This window comes from Soonwooa buanensis (assembly GCF_900167905.1).
Lineage (GTDB): Bacteria > Bacteroidota > Bacteroidia > Flavobacteriales > Weeksellaceae > Soonwooa > Soonwooa buanensis.
Genome location: NZ_FUYZ01000008.1, coordinates 58,729 through 73,498 on the forward strand (window position 1 = coordinate 58,729; position 14,770 = coordinate 73,498).

The following is a 14,770-nucleotide window of genomic DNA, read 5'->3' on the forward strand; positions in this document are numbered from 1 at the left end:
GGTCAAATATAGTTTTTTTTAGATAAAATATTTTTCAAATTAAATATTTATGGATTTAAAAATTATTGCAAATAACTTTTATGAATTAAATTGATATTACAAACGATTATTTTTCTATGATTATATCTTTTTAGTTATTAAATATAGTACAAATCCCTAATTTTATACTGGTTATTACATAACAAAAACCACTTTCTTAAATGATGAATTATAGAGACTATTTAACCTCATTCGGGATTGAAATGACAGACAAAGATTGGGAAATATATGAACCTAGAATTTTTGTCCAAGCCTACAAAAAAAATGATGTTATAATAGAAAAAGGCGAAGTTGAAAATCATCTTTCATTAATAACAACAGGTATTGGACGATGCTTTTTAGATAAAAAAGAAAAAGAAATCACTGTTAATTTTCTTTTCGAAAATGATTATTTAACATCATACGAATCTTTTCTCACGCGAGAACCTAGCCAGTACTCGATACAAGCAATGACCGACATGGTCTTGTGGCGCGCCACCCACGACAGTTTTTTACATTTTTTTGAACATTCATCAATCGGGAATTTTCTTGGTAGGATTTCGGCGGAAGCACTTTATCTTTCAAAAGCTGGACGAGAGCTTTCTCTATTAACCGAATCGGCCGAGGAGCGCTATCTAAAACTTTTGAAAACAGACAAAAACTTGTTGCAAAAAGTTCCGCTCAAATATATTGCGTCATATATCGGCGTTACGCCACAAGCTTTAAGTCGTATTCGGAAGCGAATTAATTAACCCAAGTTCATTTCATATTAAAACTAATAAAAGTACATTTGTGTTAGTATTTTAAATGATACTTCTAAAAACACAAATGATAAAAGGGTTTTGAGACTATTTTCAAAACCTTTTTTTTAAAACAAAACACGGGTATCTTTTCTCAATTCTTCAAGACGTTTTTGTTTGTCGTCACGGTAAAAAAGATTCATGGTCTCGAAAGGAATTAGCTTTAAATCTTTATTTACAATATGTACACAAGATTTTTTAACAGCTCGAACATCAAAATCGTGAGCATCCATAAAATTCATGATGATAATTCTGAACAAATTGTCATAACCCAAATCTGGCGCAACAACTTCTGGAAGACAACATAATAATTGATTGACTTTTGGCTGAACTTTATCCACAGAAATTCCAGTGCTGAAAATATCAATAAGCTGCATTTTCAAACCTTCGTCCTGTTCGTAAACAATGGTGTTTTTCGATTCATTATTCAGTAAATCAGCAGGATTGATGTATCGAGTTAAAGGAATAATTTCATCATTCAATTTTAAAATATATCCCATCGCTAAAGCATCTGGATTACACGGAACTGGAATTAAATCATCAGAATTTAAAGCAGGAAATTGATTCAATATTTCTTGACGAACTTCCGTTAAAGTAATTTTTTCTGAAGCAGAATCGTCGCGATTTCGTCCCGCAATTTCTACGGGTTGGAAAGTAATTCCTCGAACGCATTGTTGTTTTAAAGCAAAATCGATGATTTTTCCAATTTCATCAATATTTTTACCTTGTTGCAAAACCACAACAAGCGTTGTAGAAAGATTTAACTCATTCAATTTTGCTAAAGCTTTCATACGAACATCCGTCAAATCTTTTCCTCTGAAATCTTCCAAAACCTCAGGTTTAAAAGAATCAAATTGAAGATAAATCTCAAATTCTGGTGCGTAAGTCGCTAGTTTTTCTGCAAAACCTGGATCATTTGCAATCCGAATTCCGTTGGTATTGAGCATTAAATGTTTTATCGGCTTCGATTTCGCAATATCCATAATTTTAAAAAACTCTGGATGAATAGTCGGTTCACCACCGCTTATTTGGACAACATCGGGCTCACCTTCATTTCTTACAATCGTATCGAACATCGCTTCAATTTCTTCCAAACTTCGGTGACTTCCGTAATGCGGCGAAGACATTGCGTAACAAGTCGGACAAGTGAGATTGCAACGATCCGTAACTTCCACAATCGATAGACAGCTGTGTTGCTCATGATCTACGCACAATCCGCAATCATAAGGACAACCGTAAGCTACATCTGTCCCAAAATGCAAAGGCATTTCTGAAGCTTTGTTGTAATTTCTGATATTTTTATAATATTCTACATCGGTTGCTATTTTAGTTTTGAAAAAACCATGATCAGGACAACGTTTTGTCATGAAAACCAAGTCGTCTTCAATAATAATTTTTGCGCCAACACGCTGCAAACATTCTGGACAAAGGCTTAGTGTATAATCGTAATAAGTATAGTTTCTTACTGGCATAATTGTAAATTATAAATTAAAACCGCAAATAAATCCGCCTGCTGTAAAAATCAAAAGGCCAAAGAGAATGCCGTATAAAGCTGGTTTAAAATTATACTTTTTATCTCTGTTCGAGGCTGAAATCATTGCTAAAATAAGAGCGTACAACACCGAAGCACAAAATGCAACCAAGCCTACACCGAGAAACAACATCCCGACTACAGCAAGATCGCCACCAAAACTACCTACTTCAAGAAATTTCATAACTTAATTTTTTAATCGGTTTATGTTTTTTGATTAAATAAATATAGTAAATGATCACCAATAAACAGACAATCTGAATCGTGCTTATATTTAATAATACATCATATTTCGGTTTTAAAAAGTCTAGCAAAAAGCGAAAAGAAAAATAACTTAACATAAAAACTTGAAACAGAAATCCTGATTTATAAGAATAATTTCGCTCCAAATATTTAATGAAAATAAATAAAAGTAGCAGAAAAAACATTTCATACAAAGCAACTGGATGACGCAAATAGTCATCTCCTAAATGCATTCCGAAAATCGATTGTGTCGGAAGTCCATAAGTTTCTTCATAAACGCCTGTAAAAAAGCAACCAATCCTTCCGATAAACATCGCAACAATTAATGGGTAAACCATTCGATCGCCTGTACTTTCTTTTTTACCAATGATTTTTTTCATTAATTCAACACCGATTAATCCACCAGCTAAACCGCCAACAATAGTGTTATTTAACCAAATATAAGCTAAAGTATTTGGGGCTTTCATTAAGTTCAATGGTCTTTCTAAAGAGCCAATAACGTGCGAACCAACTAAGGCTCCAAAAGTTGCAGCAATGACAATTAAAAGCGAATTAACACTACTGAATTTTTCGGTGTCTTTACGTTTTAGCCAAGTATAATAGCGCATCGCAACAAAAATCCCTAGCGACTCTGTAATGGGATGCAGCAAAATATCTTTTCCGAAAAGATGAAGCGTAACGGGAAAATCTATCATAAAATGAAGATAAAAAAAGCAGCCCGAAAGCTGCTAAATATTGTAAAAAATCTTGACTAAGTCAACATTCCGCCATCAACGTTAATCACTTGTCCAGTGATATAACCTGACATATCACTTCCCAAGAATACGCAAGCATTTGCCACATCTTCTGGCTGTCCGCCACGCTTCAAAGGGATTGCTTCTCTCCAGCCCTTAACCGTATTTTCGTCAAGAACAGCAGTCATTTCAGTTTCAATGAAACCTGGCGCAATCACGTTGCAACGGATGTTACGAGAACCTAACTCCAAAGCCACAGATTTAGAAAAACCGATAACGCCAGCTTTAGAAGCTGCGTAGTTTGCTTGACCAGCATTTCCTTTAACACCAACCACCGAAGACATATTGATGATAGAACCCGACTTAGCTTTCATCATCGGTTTGATCACCGCTTTTGTAAGGTTAAATACAGAATCCAAATTCACTTTGATAATCGTATCCCAATCGTCTTTTGACATTCTCAACATCAAATTATCTTTGGTAATTCCTGCGTTATTAATCAAGATATCAATTTGTCCAAACTCTGCCATAACATCGTCTACCAACTTTTGTGCAGCATCAAAATCAGATGCATCAGATTGGTAAGATTTAACTGTTGTAATTTTAGAAAGCTCCTCTTCCAAAGCTTTTGCCTTGTCAACAGATCCTGCATAAGTGAAAGCCACCTTTGCGCCTTGCGCTGCAAAAACTTCGGCAATTCCTTTTCCGATTCCTCTTGTTGCACCTGTAATTAAGGCAACTTTTCCTTCTAATAGTTTCATATATAGTTTATTCTTTTTCTATTTTCAAATGTAGCGAATAATATTTTTATTGAATTTGAATCAATTTAAAAACACCAAATTTTAGACAACATTATTCACAATCAATACAATTTCTCCTTTTAAAGTTTTGCTTTTGGAGAATTCAATTAACTCGTTGATTGTACCACGTTTAGTTTCTTCAAACTTTTTGGAAATCTCGCGACTAAGACTTGCCTTAGTTTCTTCACCGAAAAATTCTTTTATCTGCTCCAAAGTTGTATTAATCTTATGCGGACTTTCATAAAGAATGATGGTTTTCTTCTCTTCAGCAAGTTGTTTTAATTTGGTTTGACGACCTTTTTTCTGTGGTAAAAATCCCGCAAAATAAAAATCATGATTCGGTAAACCAGAAACAACCAAAGCCGGAACAAAGGCTGTTGCACCTGGCAAACAAATCATTTCGATATCGTTATCTGCGCCCGCTTTTGCCAACAAATAACCAGGATCCGAAATTCCTGGCGTTCCCGCGTCGGTAATAATTGCAATATTTTGTCCATTTTGCAAATCCTGAATAACCTTTTCCGTAGCTTGATGCTCGTTGTGCAAATGATAAGATTTCAAAGGTTTAGCTATTTCATAATGCTTGAGTAAAACGCCAGAAGTTCTGGTATCTTCACACAAAATATAATCGACTTCTTTTAGAACTTTAATCGATCGAAAAGTTATGTCCTCCAAATTCCCAACAGGCGTCGGAACAAAGTATAAAATGCCTGACATTACAAAAATCTATTTTCTACCAAAGTCCAAAGACGTTGTGCGTAACTATCAGCTTTTTCCCAATTTCTGTGGTAATACAAATCGCTCAAAAATTCTTTAGCATCGTCAATATTATCAAATTCATTCAACTTATGAACAACTTGATTCAACTCAACTTGACTATTTTTAAACAAGTGTTGTGTAAAGGCAATTTTATCATTTAAATCCAAACGGAATTCTGGTTTTGGTTTTGGCGCCTCCATATAATCGGTCGGCATATTGCTCTTACCAAGACTTCCAATTTCCTTCGGCTCAGAAATAGGTTCGGAAGTTTGAACTCTTTCTAAAGGATCATCATCAAACAAAGTTTTGTGAATACCTTTAATGTTAGATAATTTAATTTTTTTAGAATTTTGGTTGTCATCAGCATTTGATTTTTCAGTATCAAACAATGATTCTTTTTCTTCTTCTACATCAGAAATTTCATCTTTCGACGCTTCAATTTCTGCTGAAGATTTACTTAATAATTTCTCTGGTTCAGAAGTAGTTTCACTCAAGTTTTCTTTAACTTCATTAGCATCTTCAGACACAGAGATTTCTGAAACCAAACTTGGTTCTTCAACAGTTTCAACCTTAGAATCTGCAACAGAATCCATAGCAAAAGAGAAGGAACTTTCGTTATTTAAAAACGCTTCTTTTTCTCCAACAAGATTTTCTTCGTCTTTAGCAAGTTCTTCAACATCTTGTTCTGCATCATCATCTTTCAACATTTCGTTGTCTGACAAATCTAGGTGATCATTTTCAACTTCGTCATCATGATCCTCAGTTTTGATTTCTTCAGTTTTGTCAAAATCTTCGACGTTTTCAACCTCCACAAGTTCTTCTTGATGCGCTTCCGCAAGAATTTGGTTATCAATTAAATCCAAATCATCATCTTGAATATCATCTTCAGTAGATTCATTTTCAACGTTTTCAACTTGCGACGGCTCGCTAACTTTATCTTCTTCGATTACTTCGACAATTTCCTGTTCTTCTACAACAGCAACAACGGGAAGAACTTGAGGTTTATTTAAAATTTGATTTAAGCCGAAAGCTTCACTTAATTTTAGAAAATTGGTCTTTTCTGACAATTCTCGGATCAATTTTTCTTTCTGTAGTAAGTCGTTGATAGAAGAAATATCGTTTAATTCTTCAATAATATTTTGAATATCAAGAAACAACTCGTCTTGGATTTCTTGCAGCCCATTCATAACAATCTAATTATCTTTTTCGTAATTTTGAAACTTAATTATAAGTCCACTTCAACCTGTCAAAACTTCAAAAAAGCGAAGCAAAAATTTGTTGAAAAAAAATGGCTTATATGAATTGCTAAATTAAAGAATGTTTTTAGAAAATACAATAAATCATTCTAAACAGAGTGGTTGGATGGAAGTCATCTGTGGATCGATGTTTTCTGGTAAAACGGAAGAATTGATTCGCCGATTACGACGTGCCGAAATGGCCGGACAAAAGGTTGAAATTTTTAAACCGAAAATCGATACAAGATATTCGGATGAAGATGTTGTGTCGCATAATCATAACAAAATACCAAGTACAGCGGTAGATTCTTCTAACGAAATCTTGTTACTTGGATCAAATTGTGATGTAGTTGGTATCGATGAAGCGCAGTTTTTCGATGATGGTATTGTCGAAGTTGCTAATCAGCTTGCGAATGGTGGCACACGAGTGGTGATCGCTGGTCTTGACATGGACTTTCTTGGACGTCCTTTTGGACCAATGCCTAATCTTATGGCAACTGCCGAATATGTAACAAAAGTACATGCTATCTGCAAAAGAACAGGAAATCTTGCGAATTATTCGATGAGAATTTCTCATGGCAAAGATATTGTAGAACTTGGCGAGACCGAAAGCTACGAGGCTGTTAGCCGAAGAGTTTTCATGGACGAAGTTCTGTCAAAAAATAATCCGGAGTCAAAATAATGATTCCACAAAACAATGAAATATACAACTCAAGAGCTTGCTTTTTTTACCAATTCTGAATTGATTGGTAACCCAAAACTGATTGTCAAAAATTTGGCTTTTGACAGTCGCAGTATCTATTCTTCCAAAAACACTGCTTTTATCGCCATTAATTCTTCTAAAAATTCTGGAGAAAAGTACATCGAATCTACAATCGAAAAAGGTATCGAAGTTATTATTGCAGAGAAAAAAACATCGGACAACCCGCAGATTACTTGGATTATTGTAAAAAATAGTTTGCAATTCTTGAGGCAACTCGCCAAATATCATTTCGAAAATTCGTACATAAAAAGTATTGGAATTACAGGCAGTAATGGTAAAACGATTCTTAAAGAATGGCTTTACCAAAGTCTTTGGAACGAATATCAAACGGTGAAAAGTCCTAAAAGTTTTAATTCTCAAATTGGTCTTCCGCTCTCTTTGTTACAAATAAATGCAAAACATGAGCTTGGAATTTTTGAAGTAGGAATTTCTAAACCCAACGAAATGGAATTGCAGGAAGAAATCTTCCATCCCAACATTGGTGTTTTAACTTATATTGGTTCTGCACATTCATCGAATTTTGAAAATGAAGCGGAACTGATTGATGAAAAAATTAAACTCTTCAAGCATTCAAAAACTATAATTTATAACGGAGATAAAGAATTGGTTGTTAATAAAATAACTAACTTACATTCAAGTAAAAAATTAATTAGTTTTGGTTTTAAATCAAATAATGACATCCATATTACTAATGATTATAAAAACCGTCAAGAACTTGTAAAAGTTAAAATTTTCGATGATGAAATCGAATTTGAAGCAAGTACGCGGGATGAAGCAACATTGTCAAATGCTTTAGCTTTAATTTCTGTTTTAAAAGAGCTTGGTTTCTCCAATTCAAAAATTGTTGAAAAAATAAATGCTTTACGCGCCATCGAAATGCGTCTAGAAGCGGTAGAAGGCGTTCGTAATAATTTGATTATCAACGATTCGTATAACTTAGATCTAGATTCACTTAAAATCGCTTTTCAGTTTATACAAGAATATAACAAGCCAAAAAAAGCTTTGGTATTGACAGATTTTGTAGATTCAGATTCTCACAATCCTAGTTTCTACAAAGAAGTTATTGATCTTGTAAACGAACAAAATTTTAAACAAGTTTTCTTAATCGGAACTGAAATTTCAAATTTTGCAAAAGATATCAAAACAAATGTTTTTAGTTTTGATTCAACATCAAGTTTTATAGAAAGTAAATCATTTGAAGAGATTGATAATCAATTAATTCTATTAAAAGGCGCTCGCAAATTTGAAGTCGAACGCATCAAAGATATTCTAGAACTTCGTAAACACGAAACCCGACTAGAAGTTAATCTGAACGCGCTTTTACATAACATTAATGTTCATAAATCGCTTCTAAAACCAGAAACCAAAATGATGGCAATGGTTAAAGCCAATGCTTACGGATTAGGAAGTTTTGAAATTTCAGAATTTCTACAACATCATCATATTGATTATCTTGGTGTTGCAGTTGCTGATGAAGGTGCCGATTTAAGAAAAAAAGGAATCACCACTCCAATTATTGTGATGAATCCTGAGCAACATAGCTACAGAACGGTTATTGAATACAATCTAGAGCCAGAAATATACAGTTTCCGAGTTTTAGAATTGTTTTGTAACGAACTAAAAAAACTTGGTGTCACCGAAAAATATCCTATACATATCAAATTAGAAACAGGTATGCATCGTCTTGGTTTTAAAGATGATGAAATATCACAACTAGCTGATTTTGTAGCAAATAACAATATTAAAGTACAGAGTATTTTTAGTCATTTGGCAACAGCTGATATGCCCGATGAGAAATCTTATGTTGAATTTCAATTAGAAAATTTTGAAAAGACTTCAAATAAATTAATAAATTTACTTGGTTATCAACCTATTCGACATATTTTGAATTCGTCAGGTATATTAAATTACACTGATAATCAATACGATATGGTTAGAATAGGGATTGGTATGATGGGTATTGCGTATAATGATGAGATTCAGAAAAAGCTTCAAAATACTGTTAGTTTCAAAACTGTTATTTCTCAAATTTCTAATATAAATACCGGAGAAACAGTGGGTTACGGTAGACGTTTTAAAGCTGAAAAAGAATCCAAAATAGCTACAATCCCAGTCGGTTACGCTGATGGAATTCCGAGATTAATCGGTAATAAAATTGGGAAAGTTAATGTACAAAATCAATTAATATCAATTGTTGGTACTGTTTGTATGGATATGTTGATGGTCGATGTTTCGGATGTAACGGCTAAAGAAGGTGATGATGTCATTATTTTTTCTGAAAAACCAAGCTTAATAGATTTTGCTAATTACTGTAATACAATACCTTACGAAGTTTTAACCTCAATATCACCTCGAGTAAAAAGAGTTTATATAAAAGATTAAACATGAAGAATTTTTGGATATTAATAGTGTTTTTGTGTTTTAATTTGTTTCAATCACAAGTTAAAGAGCCACTAGTCATACCCAAAAATGCAAAAATTGGTCTTTCGTTAAGTGGTGGAGGCGCAAAAGGCTTCTCACATGTAGGCGTTTTGAAAGTTATCGATTCGTTAGGAATTAAAATTGATTACATCTCAGGAACTAGTATGGGCGCCATAATTGGAGGAATGTATGCGGCTGGTTATACAGGAAAGGACATCGAAAAAATTGTAATGGATACCGATTTTTATTCATTAATTACGGATCCTACTTCACGAAAAGATGCTACTTTTTTTAATAAATCTGTTGACAAATATCTTCTAAATATTCCATTGCAAAACGGTAAAGCCAGCTTTCCATCGTCTATTTCGACTGGTCAACGTAATGTTTATATGTTGAAAGAGCTCTTGAAAAACGTATCAACAGTAACAGATTTTTCGAAGCTTCCGATTCCGTTTTTATGCGTTGCAACCAACCTAGAAAGCGGAAATATGCAAATTTTTGAAAAGGGTGATTTGGTACAATCTATTATGGCAAGTTCCGCATTTCCATCCTTGTTAGAGCCTGTTAAGATTAATGATAGTTTGTATGTTGATGGCGCGATGACTGTCAATTATCCTTCAAAACCTTTAAAAGAAAAAGGAATGGATATTGTCATTGGTGTTGACCTTAATCAAGGTCTAGCAAAGCGTGATGATCTTAAAAGTATGATTTCGATTTTAAATCAAATTATAGATTTTGGAATTCAACGCGATACCAAAAGACAATATAAATACACAGATATCAACATAAAACCTGATTTAACAGGAATGACGGCTACAAGTTATGATAACAAAAAATCTATTCTTGATAGTGGCTATGTTGCTGCTCACCGTTACGAAACAGTCCTTGATCAGCTTCCTAAGCGCGAATACGAGCGGCTTAGAGTGCCAATTAATCCAATATATAGCAATGTCTATAAGATTGATAGTCTCGTGCTAGAAAATGGCAAAATCTACGGGAAAAACTATGTTTTAGGAAAAATGGGATTGCGTACGCCGTCCATGCAAACTTATGGAAGCGTTAACAAAATGATCGATAAGCTTTATGCAACCAACAATTATCGAATTATCAACTACGATATCGTTCAGAATGCTGAAACGAATTATTTAAAAATACAAGTAACAGAAGACGATACAAGACATTTTATCAAGTTTGGATTGCATTATGATGAGATTTTTAAAACTGGATTATTATTAAATTATTCTGCAAAACGACTGTTATTTAAAAACACAGATTTGTCTTTAGATTTAGTTGTTGGTGATAAACCGCGATATTATTTCAATTATTTTATTGACAATGGCTATATTCCTGGCTTTGGACTTTATGCTTCTGGGATGAGTTTTGAACTATTAAATAAGAGCAAAAACGTTATCGAAGACTGGAAATGGTTTCGAAATGAAGCCTATCTACAATCTATCTGGAAAGACAGGTATGCTTTGGGCGGTGGGATAAGTTTTGATTATTTCGACACTGAAGATGCGGCTGGACAAAATTACAATTCGGACAGATATCTCAACCTTTACGCATTTGTAAAAAGTGATACGCAAGATGACAAGGACTTCCCTACTCGAGGATTTTATCTAAATGGCGAAGTAAAGGTTCTTGACGTATTTTCTAACGAACTTGAGAAAAAACCTGTCCAAGCAAAGGCAGATATTAGAATGAGTTTTAGACTGTCAAAAAAGTTTACTTACAGACTTAATCTTTTTGGAGGATTTAGCTTTGGAGAAGTGATCCCACACTTCTATCAATACAGATTGGGGGGAATTTTCGAACAAAATTTTAATAATATAAAAGCCATGTCAGGTTATCAGTTTGGGCAAATTAATGATAATAACTTGATTTATGCTTCCAACGATCTACAGTTTAGGTTTAACAAAAACTATTACATCATCGGTAATTTTAGCATTGCAAATATGTTCAATGATTTTGGATTGGAAGATACAGCAAAAATTAGTTTTAGTTCTGTTGGTATAACTGTAGGATACAAATCGCCATTTGGTCAGATTAAACTCAATTTTAGTCAATCTATTAATAAACAAAAAGGAATTTTCAGTGTGATATTAGGACACTGGTTTTAAAATTATGATACAATTTTTCTTTGAAGATGTAGAGAATACAATTCAGCCGAACTATACAAATTGGCTTGAAAATTTAATATTAACTGAAGGTAAAAAACTTGGTGACATCAATTATATCCTTTGTGATGACGAATATCTTTTAAAAATAAATCAAGACTTTCTTCAACATGATTATTATACCGACATCATCACTTTTGACAAAGTAAAGGGCAAAACAATAAACGCTGACATTTTTGTATCTTTGCAGCGCGTAATAGATAATGCGGGACAAATAGGAAAATCTAACGACGAAGAATTGAGACGCGTCCTTGCACATGGCCTACTCCACCTCGTTGGATACAAAGATAAATCCGAAGCAGAACAAACCGAAATGCGTTCTAAAGAAGATTTTTATCTCGCATTATTTAACGAAAAGTATCTTTAAATTAAAAATGTTTCACGTGAAACATTTTGTTTTTTTATTATTAAACTGAATATAAAATGATATCAGAAATATATGACGTTATCGTCGTTGGTGCAGGTCATGCAGGTTGCGAAGCTGCTGCTGCTGCCGCCAATCTCGGTTCAAAAACATTAATGGTTACCATGAATATGCAAACCATTGGTCAAATGAGCTGTAATCCTGCAATGGGAGGTATTGCAAAAGGACAAATTGTTAGAGAAATTGACGCTATGGGCGGTTATTCAGGGGTAATTTCTGATAAATCTGCGATACAATTCAAGATGTTGAATCTCTCTAAAGGTCCAGCAATGTGGTCGCCAAGAACACAAAATGACCGAATGTTATTCGCACAAGAATGGCGTATAGCATTAGAAAACACACCTAACCTTGACTTCTTCCAAGATATGGTTAAAAACCTTATTATCGAAGATAATAAAGTCGTTGGTGTTATAACATCATTAGGTATAGAAATTCGTGGAAAATCGGTTGTATTAACTAATGGAACATTCTTAAATGGTTTAATCCACGTTGGTGACAAACAACTTGGTGGCGGTAGAATGGGCGAACCTAGAGCTTATGGAATAACAGAACAATTGGTTTCTTTAGGTTTTGAATCTGGTAGAATGAAAACTGGTACACCTCCACGTGTTGACGGTCGTAGCCTAGATTATTCGAAAATGGAAGAGCAATCTGGTGATGAAAATCCGCAAAAATTCTCTTATTTAGAAACACCAAAACTAAAAGAACAGAGAAGTTGTTATATTGTCTATACCAACGAAGAAGTACATGAAGTTTTACGTTCAGGATTCGATAGAAGTCCAATGTTTAACGGCACTATTCAAAGTTTAGGACCACGTTATTGTCCAAGTATTGAAGATAAAATCAATCGTTTTGCAGAACGTACAAGACATCAACTTTTTGTTGAACCAGAAGGTTGGAACACTGTAGAAATCTATGTTAACGGATTCAGTTCTTCACTTCCAGAAGATGTACAAATCAAAGCTATGAAGCTTATTCCTGGTTTTGAAAATGTAAAAGTTTTCCGTCCGGGTTACGCTATTGAATATGATTACTTCCCTCCTACTCAACTTTATCATACTTTAGAAACAAAATTAATTCAGAATCTATATTTTGCTGGTCAAATTAATGGTACAACAGGATACGAAGAAGCAGCTGGACAAGGTTTAATAGCGGGTATTAATGCTGCTCTTAAAGTTCAAGACATGCCTGAATTTACACTTAGTAGAGATGAAGCTTATATCGGCGTTCTTATCGATGATCTCATCACAAAAGGTACTGAAGAACCTTACAGAATGTTCACGTCAAGAGCTGAATATCGTCTACTTTTAAGACAAGATAATGCTGATATTAGATTAACTGAAAAGTCTTATAACCTAGGTTTAGCGACACAAGAAAGACTTGATCGTGTTACGGAAAAAATAGCTAAGAGTCAGCAACTTGAAGACTTCTTACGAGAAACTTCTTTAAAACCAGGTATTATAAATCCTATTCTTGAAAGTATAGAGTCAAGTCCTGTAGATCAAGCTTATAGAGCTGCTCAGATTCTTACTAGACCTAACATGACACTTGAAAAACTTGAAGAAATACCAGCCGTTAAAGAATTTGCTAGTCAATTCAATGATGAAGTTAGAGAACAAGCTGAGATTAATATTAAGTACAGAGGTTATATTGAAAAGGAAAAAGAGAATGTATCTAAACTTAATCGTTTAGAAAACATCAAAATTCCAGAAGATTTTGACTTTACTAAAATCTCTAGTTTATCATCTGAAGCTAAACAAAAACTTAGCAAAGTAATGCCAAAAACCATTGCTCAAGCTGGTAGAATTAGCGGTGTTTCTCCTGCAGATATTAATGTTTTATTGGTATTTCTTGGTAGATAAAATGTGGATAACTTGTTAAATGTTCCACGTGAAACATTTATATAAGCTTAAAACATAGCATAAGTATTAGATTGTGGAATTGTGGATAACTACAATTCCACTTTTAGAAAAGAATAAAAACTATTCATCAAATTTTAATGAAAATAAAAGATCATTTTCTTAGTCAAGAAATTTTTGAATTAAAAGAAACCGAAACTAAAGGCGTTTGGAAAACCTCCCCTATTCCATCGAATCTTTCTAAATATTACGAAAGCGAAGATTACATTTCGCACCATCAAGATAGCGGAAGTACAAAAGAAAAATTATATAAATTCTTACAAGGTTTCAATCTTTCTTACAAGAAAAGTATACTTTCAAAAAGCATAAATTCTGGTCAAAATAAAAAAGTTTTAGACTATGGTTGTGGCGCTGGAGAATTTGTAAAATACATAGAAAATGATTTTATAACTTTTGGTTTTGAACCAAATGATGATGCTAGAAATGCTGCAAAACAAAAAACTAGTAAGACCACTTTAGTATCAAATCTTGATGAAATTGAAGATCATTCTTTAGATGCGATTACGCTTTGGCATGTTTTCGAGCATGTGGAAAATCAGGAAGAAATGCTTTCAATCTTTTATAAAAAAATAAAAGCTGACGGAAAATTAATTATTGCTGTTCCGAATCCAACTTCGCATGATGCAATTTATTATAAAGAATTTTGGGCAGCCTACGACGTACCTCGACACGTTTATCATTTCTCAAGAAACGGAATGTTGAAACTTATGAACAACAATCCTTGGAAAGTTGAAAAAGTTAAACCTCTCCTACTCGACTCGTTTTATATTTCGATGTTGAGTGAAAAATATAAAAAATCAAGCCTTTTTTGGCTTAAAGCAAGTCTTCGCGGAGCGATTTCTAACATAAAAGCATCTTTTTCGGGCGAATTTTCGAGTTTGATATATATTATCGGAAAAAAGTAGAAAATCGATTTTTGACTATATTCTGAAAGCCAATTTTTGAA

General features: G+C 33.6%; 13 protein-coding genes. 7 read left to right on the plus strand and 6 right to left on the minus strand.

The features are described from left to right. The first annotated feature begins 200 nt into the window (after positions 1-200). Positions 201-770 (plus strand): Crp/Fnr family transcriptional regulator, encoded by a 570-nt coding sequence (locus B5X62_RS11245; protein WP_079667523.1) that lies wholly within the window; start codon positions 201-203, stop codon positions 768-770. Between the two features lie 116 nt (positions 771-886). Here B5X62_RS11245 and B5X62_RS11250 read toward each other — a convergent pair whose 3' ends face one another. The 6 genes from B5X62_RS11250 to B5X62_RS11275 form a co-directional block, all read right to left on the minus strand. Next, on the minus strand, positions 887-2,290 hold the full coding sequence (locus tag B5X62_RS11250; protein ID WP_079667524.1) for a radical SAM protein: 1,404 nt from the start codon (positions 2,288-2,290) through the stop codon (positions 887-889). 9 nt (positions 2,291-2,299) lie between these two features. Further along, positions 2,300-2,533, minus strand: coding sequence for a hypothetical protein (locus B5X62_RS11255; protein ID WP_079667525.1), 234 nt, complete (start codon positions 2,531-2,533; stop codon positions 2,300-2,302). After that, positions 2,520-3,287 (minus strand): prolipoprotein diacylglyceryl transferase, encoded by a 768-nt coding sequence (locus B5X62_RS11260; RefSeq protein WP_079667526.1) that lies wholly within the window; start codon positions 3,285-3,287, stop codon positions 2,520-2,522. Before B5X62_RS11260 ends, B5X62_RS11255 begins: the two co-directional genes overlap by 14 nt. A gap of 56 nt (positions 3,288-3,343) precedes the next feature. After that, positions 3,344-4,087 (minus strand): 3-oxoacyl-[acyl-carrier-protein] reductase, encoded by a 744-nt coding sequence (gene fabG, locus B5X62_RS11265; protein ID WP_079667527.1) that lies wholly within the window; start codon positions 4,085-4,087, stop codon positions 3,344-3,346. Positions 4,088-4,168: 81 nt separating this feature from the next. Next, positions 4,169-4,843, minus strand: coding sequence for a 16S rRNA (cytidine(1402)-2'-O)-methyltransferase (gene rsmI, locus B5X62_RS11270; RefSeq protein WP_079667528.1), 675 nt, complete (start codon positions 4,841-4,843; stop codon positions 4,169-4,171). Next, positions 4,843-6,072 carry a hypothetical protein gene (locus tag B5X62_RS11275; protein ID WP_079667529.1) on the minus strand — a complete coding sequence of 410 codons (1,230 nt, stop codon included), beginning with the start codon at positions 6,070-6,072 and terminating at the stop codon, positions 4,843-4,845. The genes rsmI and B5X62_RS11275 overlap by 1 nt, the downstream gene beginning before the upstream one ends. A 130-nt stretch (positions 6,073-6,202) precedes the next feature. On the opposite strand from B5X62_RS11275, the gene B5X62_RS11280 reads away from it, so the two are divergent. From B5X62_RS11280 to B5X62_RS11305, 6 genes are all read left to right on the plus strand, one after another. Beyond that, entirely contained in the window at positions 6,203-6,802 is a 600-nt protein-coding gene (locus tag B5X62_RS11280) for a thymidine kinase (protein ID WP_079667530.1), read from the plus strand. 15 nt (positions 6,803-6,817) lie between these two features. Beyond that, a complete protein-coding gene (locus tag B5X62_RS11285) occupies positions 6,818-9,265 on the plus strand; it encodes a bifunctional UDP-N-acetylmuramoyl-tripeptide:D-alanyl-D-alanine ligase/alanine racemase (RefSeq protein WP_079667531.1) in 2,448 nt (815 codons plus the stop codon). Between the two features lie 2 nt (positions 9,266-9,267). Next, positions 9,268-11,424, plus strand: a complete 2,157-nt coding sequence (locus B5X62_RS11290; protein WP_079667532.1) for a patatin-like phospholipase family protein — start codon at positions 9,268-9,270, stop codon at positions 11,422-11,424. Between the two features lie 4 nt (positions 11,425-11,428). Continuing rightward, a complete protein-coding gene (gene ybeY, locus B5X62_RS11295) occupies positions 11,429-11,848 on the plus strand; it encodes an rRNA maturation RNase YbeY (RefSeq protein WP_079667533.1) in 420 nt (139 codons plus the stop codon). Positions 11,849-11,904: 56 nt separating this feature from the next. Beyond that, entirely contained in the window at positions 11,905-13,767 is a 1,863-nt protein-coding gene (gene mnmG, locus B5X62_RS11300; protein WP_079667534.1) for a tRNA uridine-5-carboxymethylaminomethyl(34) synthesis enzyme MnmG, read from the plus strand. A gap of 137 nt (positions 13,768-13,904) precedes the next feature. Further along, on the plus strand, positions 13,905-14,729 hold the full coding sequence (locus B5X62_RS11305) for a class I SAM-dependent methyltransferase (protein ID WP_079667535.1): 825 nt from the start codon (positions 13,905-13,907) through the stop codon (positions 14,727-14,729). Positions 14,730-14,770 lie beyond the last annotated feature (41 nt).

Coding starts and splice junctions, on each gene's coding strand:
- B5X62_RS11245 (WP_079667523.1), top strand. CDS start 201: ATGATGAATTATAGAGACTATTTAACCTCATTCGGGATTGAAATGACA.
- B5X62_RS11250 (WP_079667524.1), bottom strand. CDS start 2,290: ATGCCAGTAAGAAACTATACTTATTACGATTATACACTAAGCCTTTGT.
- B5X62_RS11255 (WP_079667525.1), bottom strand. CDS start 2,533: ATGAAATTTCTTGAAGTAGGTAGTTTTGGTGGCGATCTTGCTGTAGTC.
- B5X62_RS11260 (WP_079667526.1), bottom strand. CDS start 3,287: ATGATAGATTTTCCCGTTACGCTTCATCTTTTCGGAAAAGATATTTTG.
- fabG (WP_079667527.1), bottom strand. CDS start 4,087: ATGAAACTATTAGAAGGAAAAGTTGCCTTAATTACAGGTGCAACAAGA.
- rsmI (WP_079667528.1), bottom strand. CDS start 4,843: ATGTCAGGCATTTTATACTTTGTTCCGACGCCTGTTGGGAATTTGGAG.
- B5X62_RS11275 (WP_079667529.1), bottom strand. CDS start 6,072: ATGAATGGGCTGCAAGAAATCCAAGACGAGTTGTTTCTTGATATTCAA.
- B5X62_RS11280 (WP_079667530.1), top strand. CDS start 6,203: ATGTTTTTAGAAAATACAATAAATCATTCTAAACAGAGTGGTTGGATG.
- B5X62_RS11285 (WP_079667531.1), top strand. CDS start 6,818: ATGAAATATACAACTCAAGAGCTTGCTTTTTTTACCAATTCTGAATTG.
- B5X62_RS11290 (WP_079667532.1), top strand. CDS start 9,268: ATGAAGAATTTTTGGATATTAATAGTGTTTTTGTGTTTTAATTTGTTT.
- ybeY (WP_079667533.1), top strand. CDS start 11,429: ATGATACAATTTTTCTTTGAAGATGTAGAGAATACAATTCAGCCGAAC.
- mnmG (WP_079667534.1), top strand. CDS start 11,905: ATGATATCAGAAATATATGACGTTATCGTCGTTGGTGCAGGTCATGCA.
- B5X62_RS11305 (WP_079667535.1), top strand. CDS start 13,905: ATGAAAATAAAAGATCATTTTCTTAGTCAAGAAATTTTTGAATTAAAA.